The organism is Geobacillus lituanicus, from assembly GCF_050994965.1.
Classification (GTDB): Bacteria; Bacillota; Bacilli; order Bacillales; family Anoxybacillaceae; genus Geobacillus; species Geobacillus stearothermophilus.
Window position 1 is genome coordinate 3015690 of sequence record NZ_CP194773.1, and the last position, 24313, is coordinate 3040002.

Sequence of the window (24313 nt, forward strand, 5' to 3'; positions counted from 1 at the left end):
TATTATACTATAAAGATACAAAATTTTCGTAAAACGTTTCGCTGAAAATCTAGCAAAGGGGGATATAAATGGTCCGTCAAGGACATATAAATTTTATGCAGAGGGGTGGAGCAAAATGGATCACTTCATCGAGCAGATCCAGACACTATCGAAAAGGGTGAACAGATTAAAAAATACTATAGCGACAGAGGAAGCTACGAAAACATCGATCATTATGCCTTTCTTTCAAGTTCTAGGGTACGATATTTTCAATCCGGAAGAGTTTTTACCGGAGTTTACAGCTGACGTGGGAATCAAAAAAGGGGAAAAAGTCGACTACGCCATTATGATCGATGGAAAACCGGTTATTCTCATTGAAGCTAAGGCCGCCAATCAAAAGCTGGATAAACACGATTCGCAGCTGTTTAGATATTTTGGTGCAACCTCAGCTAAGTTCGCTATTTTGACTAACGGCATCTTATACAGATTTTATACCGATCTCGATGAACAAAACAAAATGGATTCAGTGCCATTTTTCGAGTTTAACCTCGCTGAACCGAGAGAAAATCAAATTGTCGAGCTGGCGAAATTCCGAAAAAGCAGTTTCGATGTCGACAGCATTTTCAGCGCCGCATCCGAATTAAAATACCTAAATGAAATTAAACAGTTCCTGAATAATCAGTGGGAAAACCCGTCCGATGAGTTTGTTGCATTCATCATCAGCGATATTTATCCCGGAAAGAAAACTAAAAACGTGATCGAAAAGTTTCAAGGACTTGTGAAAAAGGCACTGAAACAGTTTCTAAACGACCAAGTCAACGATAAACTTAAGGCTGCCTTAGCCAACAGTGACGAAGAAGAGACCGCCCAAGCGAAAGAAGAGAAAGCGCCAGATGTTCCCGAAGATCCAAAAGAGGAACACAATGCGCCGCAGATCGTCACTACAGAGGAGGAGCTTGAGGGGTATGTATTAGTGCGGCTGCTCCTAAGGGAGATTCTCGATCCCGAACGTATCTATTATCGCGATAACTTGAGCTACTTCAATGTTTTACTGGACAATAACATCCGAAGATGGATTTGCCGTCTCGGACTCAATACAAGCAACAAGTACATTCAGTTCAATGATGAAGGGAGAACAACAGTATATATCGAAACGGTGGCCGATATTGAAAAACATAGGGATAAACTAATAAAAGTAGCACAGAAATTCCTCTAAACATTGGAAATCCTTGCTCCATAACAAAGAAGGAACACCCATGTTTCAAAGGAGGATCTCCAAACCTCCAAGGTGGCTATTTCCACTTTCTGCGCCCGCATAGCGCGCTCGAAGGCCGGGTGCCGGTCGTCATCCCGGAGCTCGCCGAGCTATCGCATATGTCGGCCCAGTGAACGAAGCTGATCGCCATGGCACAAGCGTTTCTCCAACAAGAGACAGCCTGACCTTTTTGTCCTCCCGAGCCCGTCGAAGAGAAAACCTGCCGGGTTCGGCGAAGCGAACCCTTGACCAACCGAACGCCGCCAAAGGTAACATTCGATAAAGGCAAGGGCGGTTTTTCGATTGCCTTCTTTTTGTCCCCGTCGCCCTTGATGACTCTTTCCCACCTTTGGCGGGTGTTGGCCAAAGGCGAATCCAGCCTTGAGCATCCCTTCGATGCTCAATGGGATGGTCTGTGTGGAGTTTTCATAACACTTTTGATGCCACCCCGTCCCCCTATTTGACAAAGCGGGCCATCACGATCAAATCCCAGTACGTGTTGTCATCGATTTTGACGGCGTTTTTCTTCACCCCTTCTTCGACAAACCCAAACATTTGATACAAGCGAAGCGCATTCGTATTGTCAGCCACAACCTCGAGGCACACTTTCTCAATGAACGGATGTTCCGTTGCCCAATCAAGAAGCGCCGCAAGCAGCGCCTTGCCGACCCCTTGGCCCCGAAAATCGCTTTTCACGCTCATGCCGAAGGACCCTTGGTGTCTGGTTCGCTGCTTATGGCCGTTATGAAAATCTAAAAGCCCGATTATTTCCCCGTCATGCTCGGCGACAATCGCCAACTTTCCCGGATCATCCATAATTTGTTGCAGCCATTGTTTTTGCCGCTCGCTCGTAGTCACCACTTCTGCCTCCGTCGTCAGCAAATACGGCGCTTCCGCCGCCACCGCCTTCACAAACGCAACGACACGCTCGGCATCCTCAGGTGATGCCGTCCGTACGACAATCGGCCGGCCGCTTGCCGTCATCAACCGCCTTGGTTGAATGTTCCCCATAGCCATCCTCCCTCTAGAAATGTTGATGTATCAAGGCTTTTCGGCCTCTCAGGGGTGTCCAAAAAATATTTTTCGACAAAACCCCTTACATCCTTTTTCAGTTTTGTGGATATCTTACAGACCTAGGGTGCGCTTCGCGGTCACGGATGGGTATATTTTCATTCCGTGGCGGAAGCATATTCGATGCACCCTTTGGATCTCCGCGTCGCTGATGAGGACGAACCCTCCCATGTCTCCGGGCGTCTTCGCGCCAACATTCCCTCGTTCGGTCTCGTCATCAGGCGGAGGCCGGCCAAGCTCCTTTAGGGACTCAAGGTCGAATGGATGAAATCACGCCAGCTTCTCCGGTGTCATCTCGTTGTCCAACGATTCTTCCGTTCGCAGGGGGGAGGCCTTAGGCCGCCCGTTGCACTTGGGACAAGACGTCCTGTTTCATTCGCTCCGCGTCAAACGCTTGTTTCTTCGTACAAATCGCAAACAGCACATTCAACAGCTTCCGGCACAAGGCGACGATGGACTGCTTTCCGGTCAGCGGGTTGACGGGGCGGGTCGTGTAATATTCATGCAGCTCGCGAAACGCCTCGTTGTGCCGAATCAGCGGAATCATCGCCCGAAACAGCACCGAGCGCAACCGTTTCCGTCCCCGTTTGGAGATGTGCTTTTGCCCTTTGCGCTGGCCGGAGGAGTTCTCCTTGAGCGTCAGGCCCGCCAACTTCACCAATTGGCGCGGGTCCCGATAATGGGCGAAGCTGCCGATCTCCGCCAGCAGATCGATGATCGTGGCGTCTCCCAACCCGTCGACCGTTTTCAACCATTGGTACTCCATCGTCGTTTGAACCAATGCCTTCAACTCGGCGTCCAGTGCAGCGATCTCCGCCTCCAATTGGCGGTATCGGCGGACGAGCGCGGCGATCTCAAACCGGGCCATCGCTGTCCCTTCCGTCACCCCAATCGAGTCCTTCGCGGTGTTGATCAACGCCTGAATTTTGGCCTTCTGCGGGCATTTCATCCCTTCGCTTTGCCGGTACACCTCAAGAAGCTCCTCCACCGTCCGGCCGGCCATATCAGCCGGAAGCGGCGTCCACTCCAACACCGAAAGCGCCGTTTTCCCCAAGTCACGAAACACGGTCCAAAACTCTGGAAAATACCGATCCGTCCAGCGGACGATCGCGTTTTTCACCGCCGTCTGTTCCTTGCGGAGCTTCTCTTTGAGCGTGCTCCCCACGCGCAAATCGGCTTCAATCTCGTACAGCAGCCGGGGAACGAGGAATCGTCCGTCTTTTGCCAGTCTGGCAATGACCAGGGCGTCTTTGGCGTCGTGTTTCGTCGGCAGGTTGTCATCTTTCGACCGGCACACATGCGCCGGGTTGACCATGACCAACGGGATCCCGTGCTCCTCGAGGAAGTAGGCCAGGTTCAACCAGTAGTGCCCGGTCGGCTCCACGGCGACGATCACCTGCGGCTTTCCGAACGTGTTTATTGCAAAATAAAAATGCAGAGATCTGCAGAGAATTTGGCTTAGGCCAACTTTACATGGAGAGGGGGGCGTGATAGCCTTTTTAGGCATAGCCAGCCCTTGATATTGCTGGCTTCCTGGCTTTTTCATCACGCCCCCAGAGGCTCCATGTCAAGTTGTAATTCTCTGCACTTTTCGTTGCGAAACTCTGTATTTTTTCTTTGCAGAAAACACGAACGCTTGCATCGCCTCCTGAATCGCTTCATACAGCTGTTGAAACCCCTCTTTCGACTGGAAGATCGGGAACGATTTGCGAAGCACGCGCCCCCGGTCATCCACGAAGCAGGCGTAGTGGGTTCGTTTCGCGATATCAATACCCACGACAAGCGTTTGTTCGGGTACTTGATCAATTTTATAGTTTTGTGTACAATTCATCTGAAGTCCTCCTTGGTATGGTGAGTGATGTGGTTGACACCCCTGCATCATACCAAGAGGGCTTTTTTTGATCAAGTCCCCGGAAAAGCTCCTAACGGGAATGCTCCTTTGAACAGGATCAGCCATATACCGATTCGTTTTATCCGGCGTGCTTGGCGAAAAATTCGAGAGACCGTTCAATAATCATCGGTTGGTCGTAATCGAGCGTCGCCACATGGTAGCTGTTTCGGAGGCGGACGATCTCTTTCTCCGTCGATGAAATGCCTTGAAAGATGATGTCGGCGTTTCCCGGCGGCACGACGTGATCTTCGTCGGAGACAAAAATCAACGCCGGACAGACGATGCGATCGAGTTTCGCTTTTGTCTGTGCCATCAACCTAGCCAGCTGAAGAAGCGAAGCGGTCGGCGTTTTCTCGTATGCCAGCTCTTTCACATCCGGATTTTTCAAGTCCGAACCGATCGAATCCAGATACCTCGGCAGCTCGCCCCCGCCCGTCATCCCGGCGGCGATGGCCGGGATGTCGACAGCGGCGTTAATCGGCACGATGCCGCAGATGTCTGGGTGATGTTCCGCCAAATAAAGCGTGAGCGTCCCGCCCATCGACAGCCCGGTGACAAAAATGGTTTGGCATCGTTGTTTCAGCCATCCATATCCTTCTTCGACCGAGGCGACCCAATCGTGGAACGTCGTCCGTTCCATGTCTTCGTAATGCGTTCCGTGCCCTTTTAAGCGCGGCAGGCAAACGGTATAGCCGGCTTTCGCATACGCTTCAGCGAGCGGGCGCATGCTGTGGGGCGTGCCGGTGAATCCGTGCACGAGCAGCACCCCGACCGGCCCGTTTTCGGCGTAAAATGGCTCGGCGCCCGAGAGCACCGGATATTGTTCGCTCATCTTCCTCTCCCCCTTATCTAGTCAAATCCGTTCCTCTCACTATATTCGCCGCCGCACCTCTTTTTTCCTCCTTTTTAATGGTTGGTTGCACTTTCATTTTAAGGGGATCCTCATGCAAGGGCTATTTTTATGCTTGTTTGAGTTTATCTAGCACCACGGGTTAATTCATATGTATCTCCCTTTTTATATGGCAAAAGAAGCTATTAGCCTTAGAGGAGCAAAATGATTTTTATCATTTAAGCTGAGACTCTGTTAAATAATGTTGTTGATTTTCTTGTTCGACTAACAGACAGTAATGTTCAAAAAAGGATTTTTTCTACCACTTGCATAATATATAAAAGTAGTTTGTTAATCTAACGACTCGGTAGGGGGAGTATTATGGACATAAAAATACATAGTGATTTTTCTAATGTAAATCTTGATGAAATGAGAGAAGTTTATTGTTCTGTCGGTTGGACAAAGCATACAAACGAGATTATTAAGCAGGTTTTTGAAGCAAGTAATGTTATAGCATTGGCTACTGTAAATGGTCGAATTATTGGATTTGGAAGAGCGATTTCAGATGGTGTTTTTAATGCTGCAATCTATGATGTTGTGGTCCATCGAGATTTTCAAAAGCAAGGGATAGCTAAAAAAATTATGGAGTTTTTATTGGATAAACTAAGTAGTGTTTCTTGTGTGCATTTAATCTCAACAACTGGAAATGAAGAGTTTTATCGGAAACTTGGATTAAAAAGGGTTAAAACAGGAATGGCAAGGTATTTAAATCCTGAGCTAAGTAACGAGTATTTAGAGTAAGAACTGTAGATGAGCAATTTTCATAACAATAATTATGTAAAAAGAAACAAACAGGGTACCCCTTATGCCACGTGGAGCTGTTTTTTCACGGTATCAATGGGAATATTTTGTTTCGCTGCACAGTAAATGAACTCCACGAGGCTATGTCCTTTTCTCTTGCGCAAGAGATCGAGCCCATCAGAAAAATCGCTGTTCGACTCGAACGTAAGCAAGCTGCACCAAGATCCAGCAGCGTTTCACCGCCCGAACCTGACGAACACGGTACCCATCGAGCTTCAGCTGGTCTTTCGCTTGTCGAAAAAAGCATTCGATCGACCAGCGTTGGGCATAGTGGCGCAAGATGTCTTCATCGCTTAGTTCCCGGTCGGTGCTCAAGACGCAGTGAAGATGTTCCGATGTCATCGGCTGATCGGCTTTCCAAGCGAGCAGCACCACCGCATGGTCGAGACCGTTGAGCGCTCCTTCGTAACGATAGACGCGATAATGCTCTTCTCCCACCGTGACGAGGTGAGTGTCATTCGGTTCGATGGAGCGGGCCGACTGCTTCGCTTGGACGGCAACGCCGTTCGGATAGAGAATCCGGTTCGTCTTGAGCATCGCGATGACGTGGAATCCTTTTTTCAGACAAGCTTCCACGAGCGCTTTCGATGGATATCACGAATCCATCAGCACATAAACGGGACGGCGTACATCCAACGAAGAAAGCATCTCGATCGCAAGTTCCCCTTTGCTTTTTCCCGCCGTCTTGTCATAGAGGCGGAAGGCAAAGGGAAACGCCTGGGTTGCAGTATGAACCATGAACCAAACAAGAGAATGGCCCCAAATCGATTTTTTCTCTGAGTGAGAGTAGTGCCAATCACATCCCTGAATCGCGTGTGTTGCCCGTGACGAAGGCTTGGTTTTTTGGCAAATCGTATCATCGATCGAAACAAACAAGGGTTGATTCTCCTGTTTGGCGATGCGTTCGACACAAGGATCCACTGCTGGAGTTTGCGAAGCAGTGTCTCTTCCTCCCACGGACTTTTCGTGAAAAAATGGCTGAGTGTCGTGCGGTGGTTCGGATGAAAGCTCCCATCATGAAGATCGGTCAATGTTCCCGAAAAGCCCTTCGTGATCATCGCATCCACGATATGAACGAGATGCTTCATAACAGGTTTTGAAAAATAAAGGGCCAACCCCAACATCGTGAAAAACTTGTGAATTCCTTGATGATGTGCTAATCTATTCATGAGACATGAACCTCCTTGTGAATAGTTTGGTAGCACATCTATTCTAACCAAGGAATCGGGTTCATGTCTCCTTTTTTGTTTCGATGTAAATTTATGTTAGTGATTTTGCTCATCTACAGTAAATAATAAAGATTTATGGAGGAATTCAATATGAAAGTATTGGATTTAATTATCGATTTTGTTAACCGTCAGGATACATTTATTAGAATAGGATTTTATGTAGGGGCATCTTTTATTATTTTATTAGCAGGGTATTTAGTAGGAGGATTTATTGCTAGAATAACGGGGTAGGGGAAAGAAAGCTGATTTGGGTTGTTGGTTTGATTTTTTTATTGTTACTGTATTAAGTATTATCTTTTATTTTGGCTCTTTTCTAAAAAATTGTTGCTAATAACCTCAATAAATGTTTACCAAATTTTTTCAAAAATAATGGTATAATAAATCTGGGAGTGATGATTATATTAAGGTTAATATCGGTAATCATAACGATACCCTTAGTAGCCATTCATTTCGCCATTCTATACTTTTGGGTTTTCGATTGGCGAAAATTGGTTACACAAGTAGGCTTAATAAGTTGGATTGCCTCAATTATATTGGGTATTCTCGTCTATTTTGCTTATCAAAAGTTCATTAGAAACCAAAAATTTACTGTTTTCAGTAGAAAAGTATTATTCAGTTCAACTTTAATGACCATCGTTTTAGCTGTTCTTACGTTAGTCATTGAAGTAATTACAAGGTCAATGCCTTAGAAGGGGATTGATTTATGCACTCCTTCTAATTGTTTCGACAGTTGTAAAATTTACTTGTTGGCAAGAGGCAAGGAACATTTCTTTCGCTTGTTTGTAAATTAGCACATTATTTCAGAATCCCTTTTTCAAATTATTTCGGACGGATTCGGAAATAATGTGCAAAATTTTTGCGGATTGTTCCGGATTTTGCACATTCTTTCGGAACGTTTGCACGCTCTTTCAGATGAAGATTTCCAGCGCGCCTGATGGACCTATGGAAAAGAGAAAGCACAAAAGAGGCCGATCCGGCCCCTTTCATGCTAATACCCCATTTTCCTCTGCGGCCATGCGCACCATTTCTTCGTCAATGGCGTCCTTTTTCAGCTGATACCCGTATAACAGGCACGTCGTGGCCAACGTGTTGATCACCCGAGGCCATCCCCGCGACTGCAGGGCAATCGCCTCTAACGCCGATGGGGTGAAGATCGGATGCTTCGCCCCGGCCTGTTTCATCCGATGTTCGATGTAGCCCGCCACCTCTTCCTTCTCCAGCGGCCCCATCCGGTATCGCATGATGATCCGCTGGTCGAGAGGGCGGTGCTGATTGAGCCGCAGCTTCCCCTGTAAATGGGGCAGCCCGGCCAAAATCAAGACAAATGGGTTGGTCGAATCCATCTCAAAGTTGAATAAGATCGCGATGTCCTGTAAAAATGCATCCTTCGCTAAATGCATCTCATCCAAAATGAACACCGGCGTGATCCGCCGTTCATGATACAATCGCTCGATCGCCTGCTGGATTTGGCGGAAGAGGTCTACCTTGCGGTACTTCGGTTCCTCTCCTAATCCCAAGGCCAGTCCACGGTAAAAATCCATCACGCCTCCGGTGGATAACGGAAAGTAGACGACATGATACAATGATGGATTCAATGACTCTTTCAGCGCCCGAAGGGCGAACGTCTTGCCCGCCCCCGGCTCTCCGATCAACAGCCCGATCCCCCGGGTTCGTTTCACGTACTCCAGCGCCCGCAACGCTTCCTGAAATGACGCCCCTTGATACGCCTCGGACGGGTCTGTTTCTTTCGCAAACGGCTCCCGCGAAAGGGGGTAAAACGATTTATACACCGTGTTCTCCCTCCTTCGCCGGAATCGCCGCAAACGGGGACCGATGGCGTTTTACATAGGCATTGTCCTCCAAACGCACCCGAATGGCTTCCGCCACCCGTTTGCCATCTTCGTACACATAGACGCCTCGTTCGTCATAGCGGAGCTCAATCGATTGCCCAATGAACCGAGGCGGCACTTCGTATAGCTGTTTATTCAGGGTGATCGTGCCATCGGCTTTCACCTTGATGATACTCCTCTTCAAGCCACTTCCAAAAACGCTCGTTCAACTCGTCAAGCGATTTCGGCGGATTCAGCTCCAACAGTGGATCAGGCGTGTTGATTATCCAATAAAATCCAAAGGGTATAGAAAAAAGAGCACCTTTCCTGTAGAATGTGAGTAGCGACACAAACAAACCCAGGAGGTGCTCTCTATGAACAAGCATACCACACTCCCGAATTTGATGCAAAAACTTGTTTCGGATGAAGAGATTCAACTGATTGCCGAAGCGGTTGGGTATCGTGATTCGTCTCGAACCTTTACGTTGCGCGAGTTGATTCACTTCTTCCTGCTGGCCGCCATGCATCAATGGAAAAGCTTTCGCCACGGAGCCGATGTGGGGCCTCTGTATGGATTGCCGCGATTCCATTATTCCACAGTATCCAAGAAAGCGAAAGAAGTTCCCTATGACATCATGAAACGCTTGTTGGCGTTGATCATTTCCAAGTGCAACCGCCAAACCCGCCGTTCGCTTCGGTTTCCCAAACCGCTTCGGGTGGTGGATTCGACGACCGTCACGGTCGGGAAAAACCGCCTGCCATGGGCACCGTATCACGGCGAACGCGCCGGAGTGAAGCTGCACGTCGCGTATTCGCCGGAATCCTCGTTGCCGGCAGACATGGTGGAAACGACCGGACTGCGTCACGATGGCCCAGTGGGAGAACAGTTGACGAACGCTCAACAAGTGCTGGTGGAAGACCGGGCGTATGTCAAAATCGAACGCCTCGATCGATTTGTAGAGCAGCATCAGCTGTTTGTCATTCGGATGAAGGACAACATCGAACTTCATCAGAAAAAAAGCTTGAACCGCCTTTCCAGCACATCCTCATCGGTTCAAGCCGACTTCACGTGCCAGTTGGGAACGAAACAATACCGCTCCACCAAACGTCACCGGGTGGTGATCTTTCGAGATGCGAATGGCCGCGACATTCGGGTCGTGACGAACCTCTTCCATGCGTCTGCGGAAACCATTGCCGACATGTACCAACAACGTTGGACTGTTGAGGTCTTTTTCCGTTGGGTGAAGCAATATTCTGAATGTCCCGACCTTGTTTGGCACGACGGAAAATGCGGTATACAACCAACTGTTTGCGGCATTCATCGCGTATGTGCTGTTGCGATGGCTGTATGATCAAACCAAAAAACGGACGAACCGCTCTCTTTCCTTCATTTCGTTTGTTCGCCGTTTTTTCTCTGGGCAGCTTCCTCTCGATTGGAAATCGGGGAGGGCCGCTGCTTTGTTTGAGTATGCCCAAATTGATGGAAGGCGTATGTATAATTTTGGATAATCAACACTCGTGATTAGATTCATGATTAACTTCTCAAACTTGCTTACTCCATCGCCTTACGAATATGCTCTGGAATCATCACTACTTCTGTCGTGATCACAGGTTCGTTATATTCCTCATCAATACACTCATACCAGAACGCCAAATGTTTTTTATCAATTTCGTGTTCGGACTCTTCTACGGAAATCCCGCCTTCTCCCTGAACAGAGAACCAGTAAAGAAACTCTCCTTCCTCATTTCGCTCGCGGAAGATCGCTTCGACATGCATTTTTTCATCTTTGAGCGTCAACAGCACCTCGTTCATATGTGTGTTTAATAATTCCATCCATTCATCCACCCGCTTCGATTTTCCTTCCTTTACGCGAAATTTGCTTAATTCTACTTTCATCTCATGCTTCCACCTTTCTATTTATTGATGAGCTTCAAAATATAGAAAGAAAGCAGTATATCTTGTATGCCATGCCGAAAACGGTGGAGATAAGCGTCGCATAATAGTCATCAATGTGACCGTGCGCCACATGCCAGACAACTAACAGAAAAATGATATAGCATACTACATCGAGCAGCATCCCTTGCTTAGACGTTCGTTTTGTAACTATTCACCCCAGTGCTAGTGTATAAAAAAGCCCAGCACAAATAGGGCATTTCGGTCATAGAAAATGCCCTAGGTAGCGGAAAGAACTCGATCGATCGTTTCGCCTGCCAACAGAAGACATAACGAATCCCACACGTTTTTTTCGTGTTTCGTCAGTGTGGAAACGATGCTTCTTGCGATGCAAAACGACTGCGCGAATGTTTCTTCGCGAAACGTACCCGAAATGTTCTCTTTGACTTTGACCATGCGAAGATCGCGTTCGGCTTGGTTGTTGTCAAAGGGAACATGTACTTCACGTAAGAAACGCAGCGCTTCTTCCTTTCGTTTTTGAAGGCGTCGAACAAAAGCGAGTGCTTTTTTCGGAAGAGGCGTCATCGTTTCTAATCGGTGTTGTGCTCTTTCTAGGATGCGATCATACACTCGTTCCCACCGTCTCGCTTCTTCTTCGGAAAGTGCACCGTGATGGGCTTCGACGGCTTGCTTGGCGGCTAACAGAAACGTGGTCATGCGCATCGCCCACGTATGCCCTTGTTCGATGAATCCTTTTAACTCACGCAAATGATGGGCGTGACAAAGGGCATGGGTGGCATGTGTGTATTTCGGATATGTACCGAACGCATCGTGCATCATCGTCCCTTCATATCGGGGAAGAATCCCGATATCATCGGTCGCTTTTTTTCCACGAGAAGCGTGAGGAGCCAAGTATGTATATCTCGATGTACACGCGACATGCACCCATGCGAGTTTCCCATTGATGCGCAAACTCGTTTCATCGACATGCAGGATGTTGGATTCAAGTAAGGCGTCTTCGATGATGTCCATATTTGATTCCAGCGCTTCGCGTCCTCGTTTCACCATATTGGCAAGGGTTCCTGTACTAATCGAGTGTTGATATAACGCTTCGATTGTATCACTTAAACGCTTGTACGGGATCAATTGGATATGATGTAAATAAACAACGAGCGCCGTGAGCCGTGGACCGTATTGCACATGATTCGTGACATGGGATGGGAATTCGGCTTGTTGCACGCATCGACAATGTGGACACGATTTCACTTCACGTTCATGTTGTGTCACCTCGATCGCCACACGAGGGACATCAAACACTTGACGGATATCGACTTTGAACGGTTTGACTTCACACAAAGAAGCTCCACATCCTTGACACGTATGCACACGGTGGACGACACGATGATGTGGATGTTCCACTTGACGGAGCGTCTTCCCCTCATGTCCCTCTTGCCCACCAGGCTTTTTGCCAGACGGCTCGCGGGAGGAACGCTTTTTCTCAAAACGGTCAGAAGATGGGGGCAAATGGCTATTGGAGCTGTTTTTTTTCGTGCGTGCTTCCAGCTCTTGAACACGGTACTTCAGTTGTTCATTTTCTTTGCGTAGTTGTTTGTTTTCGTGACGCAAATGTTCATTTTCTTGAATGAGTTGATGAATGAGCTGTTTTTGTTGTTGAACTTTGCCGATTAAGCTCTCAACTGTAAATACAGCTTGTTGTACCGTCAACATGCGATTCACCTCCTTGTCTATCAGTATTCACATCATAGACAAGGAAAGAAGAAAATATTCAGCTCACTTTATGATGTGGCTGAATAGTTACTTCGTTTTTCACCTTATCTTTCTACTCTATTTCGCTTCCTATCTATATAATTCCTTCTATAATTTTACACTTAACTATATAAATGCACCTTGAAAAGTTAACCTTTGCATCACGCTGCACACCCCAAGCGTCGAAGCACCTCTTCCGGTTGTTGATCTATATATTCCATAAACCGGGCAATGGCTTGGTCAATATCCATTTGATCTTTGTGAAACACATTGGCAATGACCGCATCCTTGAGCCATTTCCACAAGCGTTCGATGGGATTCAGCTGTGGGGAATAAGGAGGTAAAAAGATCAAGTGAAACGATTCCCCTTCTTGGCGCAAGAAATCTCTCACCATTTTGGCATGGTGGATGCGGGCATTGTCGAGCACGAGCACGATCAGCTGGTCTGGATAACGGATCTTCAAGATCTTTAAAAAATCCAAAAACGTCGTCGCATTCGCAGCGACTGCTCGATGAAGAACGGTGTCCCCATTGAGCACATTCAACGCCCCAAATACAGAAACGTGGGCATGATGGCCGCACGTAGGCACTTTCCATTTCACCTCACCGAACACGATTGTACGCACACGATTTTCTTTTCTCGAATCGTATTCGGTAAATAAAAAACAAGGGATTCCACTTACGTGAAACCCCTTGTCTCTAAAACCTTCTCCCTATTTTCGATGCCGATGGTGGGAGTCGAACCCACACGGGGGGCTACCCCACACGATTTTGAGTCGTGCGCGTCTGCCAATTCCGCCACATCGGCGCGACATGCATTATTTTATCACATTACTTCATGTCTGTCAACACTTTTTATATTCATTAGATGGAGGCGGCACCCGGATTCGAACCGGGGGTAAAGGTTTTGCAGACCTCTGCCTTACCACTTGGCTATGCCGCCTTGATCGAGAGCGGAAGACGGGACTCGAACCCGCGACCCCCACCTTGGCAAGGTGGTGTTCTACCACTGAACTACTTCCGCATCATTGGCTGGGGTAGCTGGATTCGAACCAACGCATCACGGAGTCAAAGTCCGTTGCCTTACCGCTTGGCTATACCCCAACGCTGTAAAAGTGAAGGGCGACTAGTGGGAATCGAACCCACGCATGCCAGAGCCACAATCTGGTGCGTTAACCACTTCGCCATAGTCGCCATAATGATAATCAAAATGGCAGGGGCAGTAGGAATCGAACCCACACCGGAGGTTTTGGAGACCTCTGTTCTACCATTAAACTATGCCCCTTCAATCATGGTGGAGGGGGACGGATTCGAACCGCCGAACCCAAAGGGAGCGGATTTACAGTCCGCCGCGTTTAGCCACTTCGCTACCCCTCCAAGGAATGGTGCCGACTGCAGGACTTGAACCCGCAACCTACTGATTACGATTCAGTTGCTCTACCAATTGAGCTAAGTCGGCATAATTATGATATAAATCGCGGCTCATTGTTCATTTGTTGTGTCCCTTCCTCTACCAGCCAACTCGAAGAAGCGGGATGCGTCGGGACAACTCGCAGCCGATTCGAGGAAGCGGATGCTCGTCTCTACCAATTGAGCTAAGTCGGCATACATATGATGCACATTATGTTATATGGTGGCTCGGGACGGAATCGAACCGCCGACACAAGGATTTTCAGTCCTTTGCTCTACCGACTGAGCTACCGAGCCATATTAAGTTTTTCATTACTTTGCTTGTACTGCACCGTGTCTCTTCCTCTACAAGCTGATTCGAGGAAGCCAGAATGCGTTGAGGCAACTCCAACTGAACTGCTGAGCTGTCTCTTTCCATAATTTTGAAACAATGGCGGTCCCGACGGGACTCGAACCCGCGATCTCCTGCGTGACAGGCAGGCATGTTAACCACTACACTACGGGACCAATTTGGTTGCGGGGGCAGGATTTGAACCTGCGACCTTCGGGTTATGAGCCCGACGAGCTACCGGACTGCTCCACCCCGCGACGATAGGAAAGTAAATTAATTTGCACAATGTTCTTAGCGTTGTTATCCGTTACCTCTTCCTCTACAAGCTGATTCAAAGATGCCAGATGCGTCGAGGCAACTCGAAGTGAATTCGATGAAGCAAAGGCTCGTCGCTCCACTCCACAACGATTGAAAATGGTGGAGGATGACGGGATCGAACCGCCGACCCCTTGCTTGTAAGGCAAGTGCTCTCCCAGCTGAGCTAATCCTCCACGAAGAAGTGACCCGTACGGGATTCGAACCCGTGTTACCGCCGTGAAAGGGCGGTGTCTTAACCACTTGACCAACGGGCCATGTTGATGAATCATGGCGGAGAGCAAGGGATTCGAACCCTTGAGGCGCTATTCACGCCTACACGATTTCCAATCGTGCTCCTTCGACCACTCGGACAGCTCTCCACGATGGCTCCGCAGGCAGGATTCGAACCTGCGACCAATCGGTTAACAGCCGATTGCTCTACCACTGAGCTACTGCGGAATGACATCACTTTAGACATTTATTATTATAATGATTCGCGTTGAGCTGTCAAGGACTTTTTTTCATTCCTTCAAAACTAGATAACCGTTTCGGGAAGAAGCCGCGGCGCCTCCACTTTTCATTGTCTAGCTCCGGCTCGCCGCCGCTCGGGGTCAAATAACCTTCCCCCTCGGGGTGCTAGCACCCCTGCGGGTGAAGAACATTTGCCCGTCGCGGCGAACCGCTCGCCTGCGCTTTTCTAGGTTAAGCCCTCGATCGATTAGTATCCGTCAGCTCCACGTGTCGCCACGCTTCCACCTCGGACCTATCGACCTCGTCATCTTCGAGGGATCTTACCCGCCTGACGCGGTGGGAAATCTCATCTTGAGGGGGGCTTCACGCTTAGATGCTTTCAGCGCTTATCCCGTCCGCACATAGCTACCCAGCGGTGCCCCTGGCGGGACAACTGGTACACCAGCGGTGCGTCCATCCCGGTCCTCTCGTACTAAGGACAGCTCCTCTCAAATTTCCTGCGCCCGCGACGGATAGGGACCGAACTGTCTCACGACGTTCTGAACCCAGCTCGCGTACCGCTTTAATGGGCGAACAGCCCAACCCTTGGGACCGACTACAGCCCCAGGATGCGATGAGCCGACATCGAGGTGCCAAACCTCCCCGTCGATGTGGACTCTTGGGGGAGATCAGCCTGTTATCCCCGGGGTAGCTTTTATCCGTTGAGCGATGGCCCTTCCATGCGGAACCACCGGATCACTAAGCCCGACTTTCGTCCCTGCTCGACCTGTCCGTCTCGCAGTCAAGCTCCCTTGTGCCTTTGCACTCTCCGAATGATTTCCAACCATTCTGAGGGAACCTTTGGGCGCCTCCGTTACCTTTTGGGAGGCGACCGCCCCAGTCAAACTGCCCACCTGACACTGTCTCCCACCCCGCTAAGGGGTGCGGGTTAGAATTTCAATATCGCCAGGGTGGTATCCCACCGCCGCCTCCACCGAAGCTGGCGCTCCGGCTTCCCAGGCTCCCACCTATCCTGTACAAGCGATACCAAAATTCCATATCAGGCTGCAGTAAAGCTCCACGGGGTCTTTCCGTCCTGTCGCGGGTAACCTGCATCTTCACAGGTAGTATAATTTCACCGGGTCTCTCGTTGAGACAGCGCCCAAGTCGTTACACCTTTCGTGCGGGTCGGAACTTACCCGACAAGGAATTTCGCTACCTTAGGACCGTTATAGTTACGGCCGCCGTTTACTGGGGCTTCGGTTCGCACCTTCGCTTCCGCTAAGCGCTCCCCTTAACCTTCCAGCACCGGGCAGGTGTCAGCCCCTATACGTCGCCTTTCGGCTTCGCAGAGACCTGTGTTTTTGATAAACAGTCGCTTGGGCCTTTTCACTGCGGCTCGTTCGGGCTCTTCACCCAAACGAGCACCCCTTCTCCCGAAGTTACGGGGTCATTTTGCCGAGTTCCTTAACGAGAGTTCTCCCGCGCGCCTTAGGATTCTCTCCTCGCCTACCTGTGTCGGTTTGCGGTACGGGCACCTCTTCCCTCGCTAGAGGCTTTTCTTGGCAGTGTGAAATCGGGGACTTCCGGATGACTCCGTCGCCATCACCGCTTGGCCTTACAATCCGCGGATTTGCCTACGGATCAGCCTTGCGGCTTGGACAGGCTCTTCCAGCCGCCTGCTCGCCCTATCCTCCTGCGTCCCCCCATCGCTCAAACGGGAAGGAGGTGGTACAGGAATCTCAACCTGTTGTCCATCACCTACGCCTTTCGGCCTCGGCTTAGGTCCCGACTAACCCTGAGCGGACGAACCTTCCTCAGGAACCCTTAGGCTTTCGGCGCAGAGGATTCTCACCTCTGTTTTCGCTACTCATACCGGCATTCTCACTTCTAAGCGCTCCACCAGTCCTTCCGGTCTGGCTTCAACGCCCTTAGAACGCTCCCCTACCGATGACCAACGGTCATCCCGCAGCTTCGGCGGCACGTTTAGCCCCGGTACATTTTCGGCGCAGAGTCACTCGACCAGTGAGCTATTACGCACTCTTTAAATGGTGGCTGCTTCTAAGCCAACATCCTGGTTGTCTTTGCAACTCCACATCCTTTTCCACTGAACGTGCACTTTGGGGCCTTAGCTGGCGATCTGGGCTGTTTCCCTCTCGACCACGGATCTTATCACTCGCAGTCTGACTCCCGGGCATAAGTCGTTGGCATTCGGAGTTTGACTGGGTTCGGTAACCCGATGAGGGCCCCTAGCCCAATCAGTGCTCTACCTCCAACACTCTCCATCCCGAGGCTAGCCCTAAAGCTATTTCGGGGAGAACCAGCTATCTCCAAGTTCGATTGGCATTTCACCCCTACCCACACCTCATCCCCGCACTTTTCAACGTGCGTGGGTTCGGGCCTCCAGCCGGTGTTACCCGGCCTTCACCCTGGACATGGGTAGATCACCTGGTTTCGGGTCGACGACGACGTACTTTTCGCCCTGTTCAGACTCGCTTTCGCTGCGGCTCCGCCTCTTCGGCTTAACCTCGCACGCCATCGTCACTCGCCGGTTCATTCTACAAAAGGCACGCCATCACGCATGAACGCGCTCTGACTACTTGTAGGCACACGGTTTCAGGTTCTCTTTCACTCCCCTTCCGGGGTGCTTTTCACCTTTCCCTCACGGTACTGGTGCACTATCGGTCACTAGGGAGTATTTAGCCTTGGGAGATGGTCCTCCCTGCTTCCGACGGGATTTCCCGTGTCCCGCCGTACTCAGGATCCGCTCGGGAGGGAACGAAGTTTCGACTACAGGGCTGTCACCTTCTCTGGCCGGCCGTTCCAGACCGGTTCGTCTACCCCGTTCCTTTCTCACTCCCACAATGAGCGGTCCTACAACCCCAAGAGGCACGCCTCTTGGTTTGGGCTGTTCCCGTTTCGCTCGCCGCTACTCAGGGAATCGCGTTTGCTTTCTTCTCCTCCGGGTACTAAGATGTTTCAGTTCCCCGGGTGTGCCCTCCATGCCCTATGGATTCAGGCATGGATACTGCCCCATTACGGACAGTGGGTTCCCCCATTCGGACATCTCCGGATCAACGCTTGCTTACAGCTCCCCGGAGCGTTTCGGCGTTTGCCCCGTCCTTCATCGGCTCCTAGTGCCAAGGCATCCACCGTGCGCCCTTTCTAGCTTAACCTACAGCGCTCTCGGCTTCTTCCTTTGTGTTTCCGGTTATCTAGTTTTCAAGGAACGAGACTGCTTCTTGAATTTGCTTCTCTGCAGTCTTGCGTCGAGGAATTCGGCTTCTCCGAATCCGCTTGTAGACGCAGACGCAAACGAAGCTACTTCCCCGAACCTGCTAGCAGACGCAGGCACAGGCGCTTTTGAAGGAATTTCTCATCCCTTCAAAACTGAACGAAGCGACTGCCTTGAGTCTGCTTCCTTGCAGCTTTGCGCCGAGGAATCCATCTTCCTTGAATCTGCTAGAAGACGCAGGCGCAAAACAAGTGAAGGAATTTCTCATTCCCTCAAAACTGAACGAAACGAAAGCGCTGTGTATCGACAGTTGGCCATTGCGGCCTCCGCTTTTCGTCCTTAGAAAGGAGGTGATCCAGCCGCACCTTCCGGTACGGCTACCTTGTTACGACTTCACCCCAATCACTTGCCCCACCTTCGGCGGCTGGCTCCCTTGCGGGTTACCTCACCGACTTCGGGTGTTGCAAGCTCTCGTGGTGTGACGGGCGGTGTGTACAAGGCCCGGGAACGTATTCACCGCGGCATGCTGATCCGCGATTACTAGCGATTCCGGCTTCATGCAGGCGAGTTGCAGCCTGCAATCCGAACTGAGAGCGGCTTTTTGGGATTCGCTCCCCCTCGCGGGTTCGCAGCCCTTTGTACCGCCCATTGTAGCACGTGTGTAGCCCAGGTCATAAGGGGCATGATGATTTGACGTCATCCCCACCTTCCTCCGACTTGTCGCCGGCAGTCCCTCTAGAGTGCCCAACTGAATGCTGGCAACTAGAGGCGAGGGTTGCGCTCGTTGCGGGACTTAACCCAACATCTCACGACACGAGCTGACGACAACCATGCACCACCTGTCACCCTGTCCCCCCGAAGGGGGAACGCCCAATCTCTTGGGTTGTCAGGGGATGTCAAGACCTGGTAAGGTTCTTCGCGTTGCTTCGAATTAAACCACATGCTCCACCGCTTGTGCGGGCCCCCGTCAATTCCTTTGAGTTTCAGCCTTGCGGCCGTACTCCCCAGGCGGAGTGCTTATCGCGTTAGCTGCAGCACTAAAGGGTGTGACCCCTCTAACACTTAGCACTCATCGTTTACGGCGTGGACTACCAGGGTATCTAATCCTGTTTGCTCCCCACGCTTTCGCGCCTCAGCGTCAGGTACAGGCCAGAGAGCCGCCTTCGCCACTGGTGTTCCTCCACATCTCTACGCATTTCACCGCTACACGTGGAATTCCGCTCTCCTCTCCTGCCCTCAAGTCCCCCAGTTTCCAATGACCCTCCACGGTTGAGCCGTGGGCTTTCACATCAGACTTAAGGAACCGCCTGCGCGCGCTTTACGCCCAATAATTCCGGACAACGCTCGCCCCCTACGTATTACCGCGGCTGCTGGCACGTAGTTAGCCGGGGCTTTCTCGTGAGGTACCGTCACCGCGCCGCCCTCTTCGAACGGCGCTCCTTCGTCCCTCACAACAGAGCTTTACGACCCGAAGGCCTTCTTCGCTCACGCGGCGTCGCTCCGTCAGGCTTTCGCCCATTGCGGAAGATTCCCTACTGCTGCCTCCCGTAGGAGTCTGGGCCGTGTCTCAGTCCCAGTGTGGCCGGTCACCCTCTCAGGCCGGCTACGCATCGTCGCCTTGGTGAGCCGTTACCTCACCAACTAGCTAATGCGCCGCGGGCCCATCCGCAAGTGACAGCCCAAAGGCCGCCTTTCAACCGAAGACCATGCGGTCTTCGGTGTTATCCGGTATTAGCTCCGGTTTCCCGGAGTTATCCCGGTCTTGCGGGCAGGTTGCCCACGTGTTACTCACCCGTCCGCCGCTGACCGAATCAAGGCAAGCCCCAATCCGGTCCGCTCGACTTGCATGTATTAGGCACGCCGCCAGCGTTCGTCCTGAGCCAGGATCAAACTCTCCAAAGAAAGTTGATTGGCTTGTTCAGCGCCAAAACCAATGGTCATGGCGCACGCGCTTCGTTTCGTTCAGTTTTCAAGGAACGATCGCACTGCTTGGATGCAAGGAATTTCACTTCCTCATCAACCCGTTGTCTCTCGCAAGCAGCTTCTTTATATTAACATAACATCTTTTCGTTGTCAACTGTTTTTCTTGCCCGTCGCGTCCGAACTGTTCGTTCTAGCAACGACGCTATTTAATATATCACCTCAAAAACAAAAATGCAATACCTTTTTTTATTTTTTTTGCGACGCTGCTGCCCCCTTCTTCCTTTATATCATGTTGGAATACGGCGCCCGCTGCCTTGGCAACTTGTCCGCCTAAGACAGACGAATATGCGGAGCGGCGGGCGCATACATTTTCAATAATATATCTATCATCACTTACTTGATTTTTACTTTCTTGAAGGAGGCATCTTGGCGTTGATTCGCATCTTGTCATCTCCGTCCGGTTTTCACGTTTCCGGCTCGTCCTCGCTTCCGCCGAATGAACAGCGCATTTTGCACGCCCTTGTGTCTTCCCCTGAACTATATACGTATCCGAACGAACAGCAACTGCTGTTTGAAATCAAGCTTCGCAGCCAGATCGTTCAAGCCTCGGTGGACTTGGCGAAAAGCCGGGCGCAGTTTGCCATTTTCCGTTTTTCGCGCTGCAACAGCCAGTTCTGGCTGCGGGATGAGCGCGGGGGGTTTCAGCTTCGGCCAGACGTTCTTCCATCGGACGCCATCAATGATATTTTTGTCAACAGCGAACTGTACGCCTTTGAGTGCGCGACGGCGATCGTCATCGTTTTTTATAAAGCGGTGCTTGAAGGGATTGACGTGTCGGCGTTCAATCGTTTGTTTGCCCATTTGCTGCTGTATGACTGGCATACGGACAAAGACCTCGGTATCGAAACGAAAAAGGGAGAACACTTTCTCCCCGGGGACTGCCTTTATTTTAAAAACCCGGACGTTGATCCGCTGACGCCGCAATGGCAAGGGGAGAACACGATCTATTTGGGCGATGGCTTGTTTTACGGACACGGAATCGGCATCGAGACAGCGGACGGCATCATCGCCGCCCTCAACCGGAGGCGGAAGCAGTGGGCGACGAAATCCGCCTATCTTCTTCCTCATATTACACAAATGAACTTCGCTTATTTATCCCAATTCGCCCGCCGCTTCGACGAACTCCGCCTGCCGCTCGGCCGTCTGCCATGGATCGCCGGGACGTTAGGGTCCGCTGCTTTCTTGTATCGTTAGCGGGCCTTTTTCGTTTTTCTCCCACAAATACAGCCCGATTCCTGTTAAAATAAAAATGCCGCCGATCCATTGAAACAGGCGGATCGGTTCATCGAGCAGCCAGTACGCCAACGCCGAAGCGCCGACCGGTTCAAACAAAATCGCCATCGACACCGTCGAGGCGCTCACCCATTTGACGGCCCAGTTCATCACCGAGTGGCCGAGCAGCGTTGGAATGACGGCAAGGGCGAGAAAACAAAGCCAATCCGTCAGCTGATACGCCGCCAGCGAAAGGCGAAACAGCATCGCGTACAGCCACAACACCGCCGCACTGATGCCATAGACGATATATGTATACGTCATGAGCGACAACCGTTGGCGCACTTCTTGGCCGAACAGCCAGTACGCCGTCACCATCGCGCACGCCACCAACGCCAACATGTCCCCATAGAGCGCTTCGCCGCTGACGCGAAAATCGCCCCAGCTGATCAAGACGCTTCCCGCAATCGCCAAAACAGCGCTTGCGAGCGCGCCCGCCGTCAGCCGCTCACGGAAAAAGAGCGCCCCGCCCGCAAAGGCGAACAGCGGCTGCAGCGTCACAAGCACGACCGAGCTGGCGACGGAAGTATAGTCGAGCGATTCAAACCAAAGAATAAAATGAAACGCAAGCAGCACGCCGGAACAAATCGAAAACCACCAGTCGCGTCGGGAAATACGCTTCAGTTCGCGGATATGGCGAAGAAAAAACGGCGTCATGATGACGACCGCGAAAAAAAGCCGGTAAAACGCGATAACGGCCGACGGCGCCTCCGACCATTTGACGAAAATGGCCGATGTCGACACAGCAAGCGCGCCGATCAATAACGCAGCATACGATTTCGCTACGCTTGGCGGCTTCATGTTTCCATCTCCTCACCAACATTTTTTTACATTCATTATACCATGAACGAGGTGAGAAAAAATGATGTTTGATCCGTTTCTCAAATTAGGGATTTCCGCCATCCTCGGGCTGATTATCGGGTTGGAACGGGAATTGAAGCGAAAACCGGTCGGCTTGAAAACGTGCCTTGTCATTTCCATTTCCAGTTGCCTGCTTACGATCGTTTCGATCGAATCGGCGTACGTCTTTCCTCTTAAAGACCATATCACAATGGACCCGCTCCGCCTTGCCGCGCAAATCGTATCCGGGGTTGGGTTCCTGGGAGCGGGCGTCATTTTGCGCCGCGGCAACGACAGCATTACCGGGCTGACGACCGCCGCGATCATTTGGGGGGCGGCAGGGATTGGCGTGGCGGTTGGCGCGGGCTTTTATTGGGAATCGGCGTTCGGTGTGGCGCTGCTCATTGTCAGCGTCGAACTCATTCCATTTTTAATCAACTTTTTCGGGCCGAAGCAGCTGCGCGAAAAAGAGGTGATGCTGCAAATTACGGTCGATGAGGCGAAAAACATCACCAAAGTGATTGATCATTTAAAACAGCAGCGCATCAATATTAAAACGATCCGCATTAAAGACGTTGAGGAACATGAGCATTTGCTGAAACTAAGAGCCGTCATTGACCAAAAGCGCTCGACCGCCGAGCTTTACTACATCATTCGCTCCATCGACGCCGTCGTCCATGTCGATATTGAAAGCGGCTGATGAAAAAAGGATTGCAAACAGCCGACAAACTATATATAATGGAACATGGGCAGATGATCCATACCGTTTGGGGCATTAGCTCAGTTGGGAGAGCGTCGTGCTGGCAGCGCGAAGGTCACCGGTTCGAGCCCGGTATGCTCCATCCGTCAAACCCTTGCGTGGCAAGGGTTTTTTGTTTTCTGATTTCGCGGAGAGGGGATCACGATGAAGCGAATGATGATCATGATCGTTTGTTTGGTGCTGATGGCCCCGATATATGCAGCCGCCCATCGTGGCGAACTAGATGAATTGGGCGGACATTTTCGCAACAGCGACTGCACGTACTTGCTGCATGAACCGACTGCGCTCGCGAAACAGGCGAAAACGAAAGAAGAGCTTGTCCAACTTATTCAGAAATACAACGGCAATGAACGATGCAAGCGAAACCTCACTCCTGACCGCATTGACCTCGACGGCCATGCGCTCGGGGGAAAAGAGGGCGATGCTTCGCTGCGGCTGGGCCGGACATACAAAGCGGCATTGGTAGGGTGCGTGGACGGTGACACGGCCAAATTCCGTGTGAACGGCCATGTGTATACAACCCGCTTTTTGTTCATTGACACCCCGGAAAGCACGATCGAAGTCGAGCCATATGGAAAAGAAGCGAGCCAGTTCACGTGCTCCCGCCTGCAAAAAGGGGACATTGTGCTTGAAACAGACGGGAATACGTTGTTCGACAAATACCAGCGGCTGCTCTCCTGGGTGTGGGTGGACGGTCGCCTGTTGCAAGAGGAGATTGCCAAAGCGGGATTGGTGGAAGACTTTTATGACTATGGCGATTACAAATACGAAGACCGTGTCCGCGCCGCGTTGAACGAGGCAAAACGGACGGGGACGGGCATGTACGGAAGGGGAGCGGCGGATGAAAAGCCAACGCCAAACGGGGCGGACCATCCGCCTGATGGCAACACGCCGTCAAACGAGAAGCCCGCTGGCAGCCCGGCCGCCGATCAACCGTCTGCTTCCGATCAAGAGGCGGCGCCGAAAAACCGCGCGGGTCATCCCGTTGTTTATGCGTTGCTTGGTTTGCTGGCGGCGGCCGCGCTCTATTGGTTCGTCCGCCGGGGGACATGACCGGTGCGGGCGGATGATGGCAGCTCGAAACGCCCGGCTGCCCGCATCTTGACGCCCTGCCAATGAAACAGCCTGTC

The 24313-nt window shown here is 51.0% G+C and carries 13 protein-coding genes, 16 tRNA genes, 2 rRNA genes and 5 pseudogenes; 8 read left to right on the forward strand and 28 right to left on the reverse strand.

Features of this window, described 5'->3' with window-relative positions; all coding sequences use genetic code 11:
* Positions 1–115 precede the first annotated feature (115 nt).
* Positions 116–1195 (forward strand): type I restriction endonuclease, encoded by a 1080-nt coding sequence (locus ACR1UW_RS15400; protein ID WP_063329723.1) that lies wholly within the window; start codon positions 116–118, stop codon positions 1193–1195.
* Positions 1196–1690: 495 nt separating this feature from the next.
* On the opposite strand, the gene ACR1UW_RS15405 is transcribed toward ACR1UW_RS15400, so the two are convergent.
* From ACR1UW_RS15405 to ACR1UW_RS15420, 4 genes and pseudogenes are all read right to left on the reverse strand, one after another.
* Entirely contained in the window at positions 1691–2245 is a 555-nt protein-coding gene (locus tag ACR1UW_RS15405; protein ID WP_498933992.1) for a GNAT family N-acetyltransferase, read from the reverse strand.
* Positions 2246–2639: 394 nt separating this feature from the next.
* Positions 2640–3728: pseudogene (locus tag ACR1UW_RS15410) on the reverse strand (IS110 family RNA-guided transposase); the annotation flags it as partial.
* 210 nt (positions 3729–3938) lie between these two features.
* Positions 3939–4136: pseudogene (locus tag ACR1UW_RS15415) on the reverse strand (IS110 family transposase); the annotation flags it as partial.
* 139 nt (positions 4137–4275) lie between these two features.
* Entirely contained in the window at positions 4276–5028 is a 753-nt protein-coding gene (locus ACR1UW_RS15420; RefSeq protein WP_014195917.1) for an alpha/beta hydrolase, read from the reverse strand.
* A gap of 378 nt (positions 5029–5406) precedes the next feature.
* Here ACR1UW_RS15420 and ACR1UW_RS15425 point away from each other — a divergent pair, with 378 nt between their 5' ends.
* Positions 5407–5826 (forward strand): GNAT family N-acetyltransferase, encoded by a 420-nt coding sequence (locus ACR1UW_RS15425; RefSeq protein ID WP_108430521.1) that lies wholly within the window; start codon positions 5407–5409, stop codon positions 5824–5826.
* A gap of 62 nt (positions 5827–5888) precedes the next feature.
* Here the strand turns inward: ACR1UW_RS15425 and ACR1UW_RS15430 are convergent.
* Positions 5889–7055 (reverse strand): annotated as a pseudogene (locus tag ACR1UW_RS15430) (IS701 family transposase).
* A gap of 150 nt (positions 7056–7205) precedes the next feature.
* Here ACR1UW_RS15430 and ACR1UW_RS15435 point away from each other — a divergent pair.
* A complete protein-coding gene (locus ACR1UW_RS15435; protein WP_012749540.1) occupies positions 7206–7346 on the forward strand; it encodes a hypothetical protein in 141 nt (46 codons plus the stop codon).
* Between the two features lie 752 nt (positions 7347–8098).
* Here the strand turns inward: ACR1UW_RS15435 and ACR1UW_RS15440 are convergent.
* Positions 8099–8905: an ExeA family protein gene (locus ACR1UW_RS15440; protein WP_498933995.1), complete on the reverse strand. Its 807-nt coding sequence runs from the start codon at positions 8903–8905 to the stop codon at positions 8099–8101.
* Positions 8898–9213, reverse strand: a pseudogene (locus ACR1UW_RS15445) (Mu transposase domain-containing protein); the annotation flags it as partial. The gene ACR1UW_RS15440 and the pseudogene ACR1UW_RS15445, both read right to left, overlap by 8 nt.
* 105 nt (positions 9214–9318) lie before the next feature.
* Here ACR1UW_RS15445 and ACR1UW_RS15450 point away from each other — a divergent pair.
* Positions 9319–10453 (forward strand): annotated as a pseudogene (locus ACR1UW_RS15450) (IS4 family transposase).
* Positions 10454–10496: 43 nt separating this feature from the next.
* Here the strand turns inward: ACR1UW_RS15450 and ACR1UW_RS15455 are convergent.
* The 20 genes from ACR1UW_RS15455 to ACR1UW_RS15550 form a co-directional block, all read right to left on the reverse strand.
* On the reverse strand, positions 10497–10841 hold the full coding sequence (locus ACR1UW_RS15455) for a DUF6176 family protein (RefSeq protein WP_012749497.1): 345 nt from the start codon (positions 10839–10841) through the stop codon (positions 10497–10499).
* Between the two features lie 276 nt (positions 10842–11117).
* On the reverse strand, positions 11118–12566 hold the full coding sequence (locus ACR1UW_RS15460; protein WP_498932894.1) for an IS66-like element ISBst12 family transposase: 1449 nt from the start codon (positions 12564–12566) through the stop codon (positions 11118–11120).
* A gap of 200 nt (positions 12567–12766) precedes the next feature.
* A complete protein-coding gene (locus ACR1UW_RS15465) occupies positions 12767–13231 on the reverse strand; it encodes an IS630 family transposase (protein ID WP_498933997.1) in 465 nt (154 codons plus the stop codon).
* A 97-nt stretch (positions 13232–13328) separates the two neighbouring features.
* Positions 13329–13413: transfer RNA gene (locus ACR1UW_RS15470), tRNA-Leu, on the reverse strand.
* Positions 13414–13474: 61 nt separating this feature from the next.
* A tRNA-Cys gene (locus tag ACR1UW_RS15475) sits at positions 13475–13548 on the reverse strand.
* A 9-nt stretch (positions 13549–13557) separates the two neighbouring features.
* A tRNA-Gly gene (locus tag ACR1UW_RS15480) sits at positions 13558–13629 on the reverse strand.
* A gap of 5 nt (positions 13630–13634) precedes the next feature.
* Positions 13635–13709: transfer RNA gene (locus tag ACR1UW_RS15485), tRNA-Gln, on the reverse strand.
* A gap of 17 nt (positions 13710–13726) precedes the next feature.
* Positions 13727–13799 (reverse strand) — tRNA-His (locus tag ACR1UW_RS15490).
* A gap of 17 nt (positions 13800–13816) precedes the next feature.
* Positions 13817–13890 (reverse strand) — tRNA-Trp (locus ACR1UW_RS15495).
* 7 nt (positions 13891–13897) lie between these two features.
* Positions 13898–13982: transfer RNA gene (locus tag ACR1UW_RS15500), tRNA-Tyr, on the reverse strand.
* A gap of 6 nt (positions 13983–13988) precedes the next feature.
* Positions 13989–14064: transfer RNA gene (locus tag ACR1UW_RS15505), tRNA-Thr, on the reverse strand.
* 172 nt (positions 14065–14236) lie between these two features.
* A tRNA-Phe gene (locus ACR1UW_RS15510) sits at positions 14237–14312 on the reverse strand.
* Between the two features lie 134 nt (positions 14313–14446).
* Positions 14447–14522, reverse strand: a tRNA-Asp gene (locus tag ACR1UW_RS15515).
* Between the two features lie 4 nt (positions 14523–14526).
* Positions 14527–14603, reverse strand: a tRNA-Met gene (locus tag ACR1UW_RS15520).
* Between the two features lie 158 nt (positions 14604–14761).
* Positions 14762–14837: transfer RNA gene (locus tag ACR1UW_RS15525), tRNA-Val, on the reverse strand.
* Between the two features lie 9 nt (positions 14838–14846).
* Positions 14847–14918, reverse strand: a tRNA-Glu gene (locus tag ACR1UW_RS15530).
* 14 nt (positions 14919–14932) lie between these two features.
* Positions 14933–15023 (reverse strand) — tRNA-Ser (locus ACR1UW_RS15535).
* Between the two features lie 4 nt (positions 15024–15027).
* Positions 15028–15102, reverse strand: a tRNA-Asn gene (locus ACR1UW_RS15540).
* Between the two features lie 239 nt (positions 15103–15341).
* A 23S ribosomal RNA gene (locus tag ACR1UW_RS15545) occupies positions 15342–18269 on the reverse strand.
* 402 nt (positions 18270–18671) lie between these two features.
* Positions 18672–20230, reverse strand: a 16S ribosomal RNA gene (locus ACR1UW_RS15550).
* The 16S and 23S rRNA genes sit together here with 15 tRNA genes alongside, the layout of an rRNA operon.
* Before the next feature lie 453 nt (positions 20231–20683).
* On the opposite strand from ACR1UW_RS15550, the gene ACR1UW_RS15555 reads away from it, so the two are divergent.
* The gene (locus ACR1UW_RS15555; RefSeq protein ID WP_033010740.1) at positions 20684–21505 is read left to right on the forward strand and encodes a protein-glutamine gamma-glutamyltransferase; all 822 of its coding nucleotides are present in this window, start codon (positions 20684–20686) and stop codon (positions 21503–21505) included.
* Here the strand turns inward: ACR1UW_RS15555 and ACR1UW_RS15560 are convergent.
* Entirely contained in the window at positions 21476–22384 is a 909-nt protein-coding gene (locus ACR1UW_RS15560; protein WP_055358307.1) for a DMT family transporter, read from the reverse strand. The genes ACR1UW_RS15555 and ACR1UW_RS15560 overlap by 30 nt on opposite strands.
* Before the next feature lie 61 nt (positions 22385–22445).
* Between ACR1UW_RS15560 and ACR1UW_RS15565 the strand changes: the two genes are divergently transcribed.
* The 3 genes from ACR1UW_RS15565 (at position 22446) to ACR1UW_RS15575 (ending at position 24236) form a co-directional block, all read left to right on the forward strand.
* Entirely contained in the window at positions 22446–23123 is a 678-nt protein-coding gene (locus tag ACR1UW_RS15565) for an MgtC/SapB family protein (protein ID WP_033016277.1), read from the forward strand.
* Between the two features lie 69 nt (positions 23124–23192).
* Positions 23193–23265, forward strand: a tRNA-Ala gene (locus ACR1UW_RS15570).
* Between the two features lie 62 nt (positions 23266–23327).
* A complete protein-coding gene (locus ACR1UW_RS15575) occupies positions 23328–24236 on the forward strand; it encodes a thermonuclease family protein (protein ID WP_237420762.1) in 909 nt (302 codons plus the stop codon).
* Positions 24237–24313: the final 77 nt, after the last annotated feature.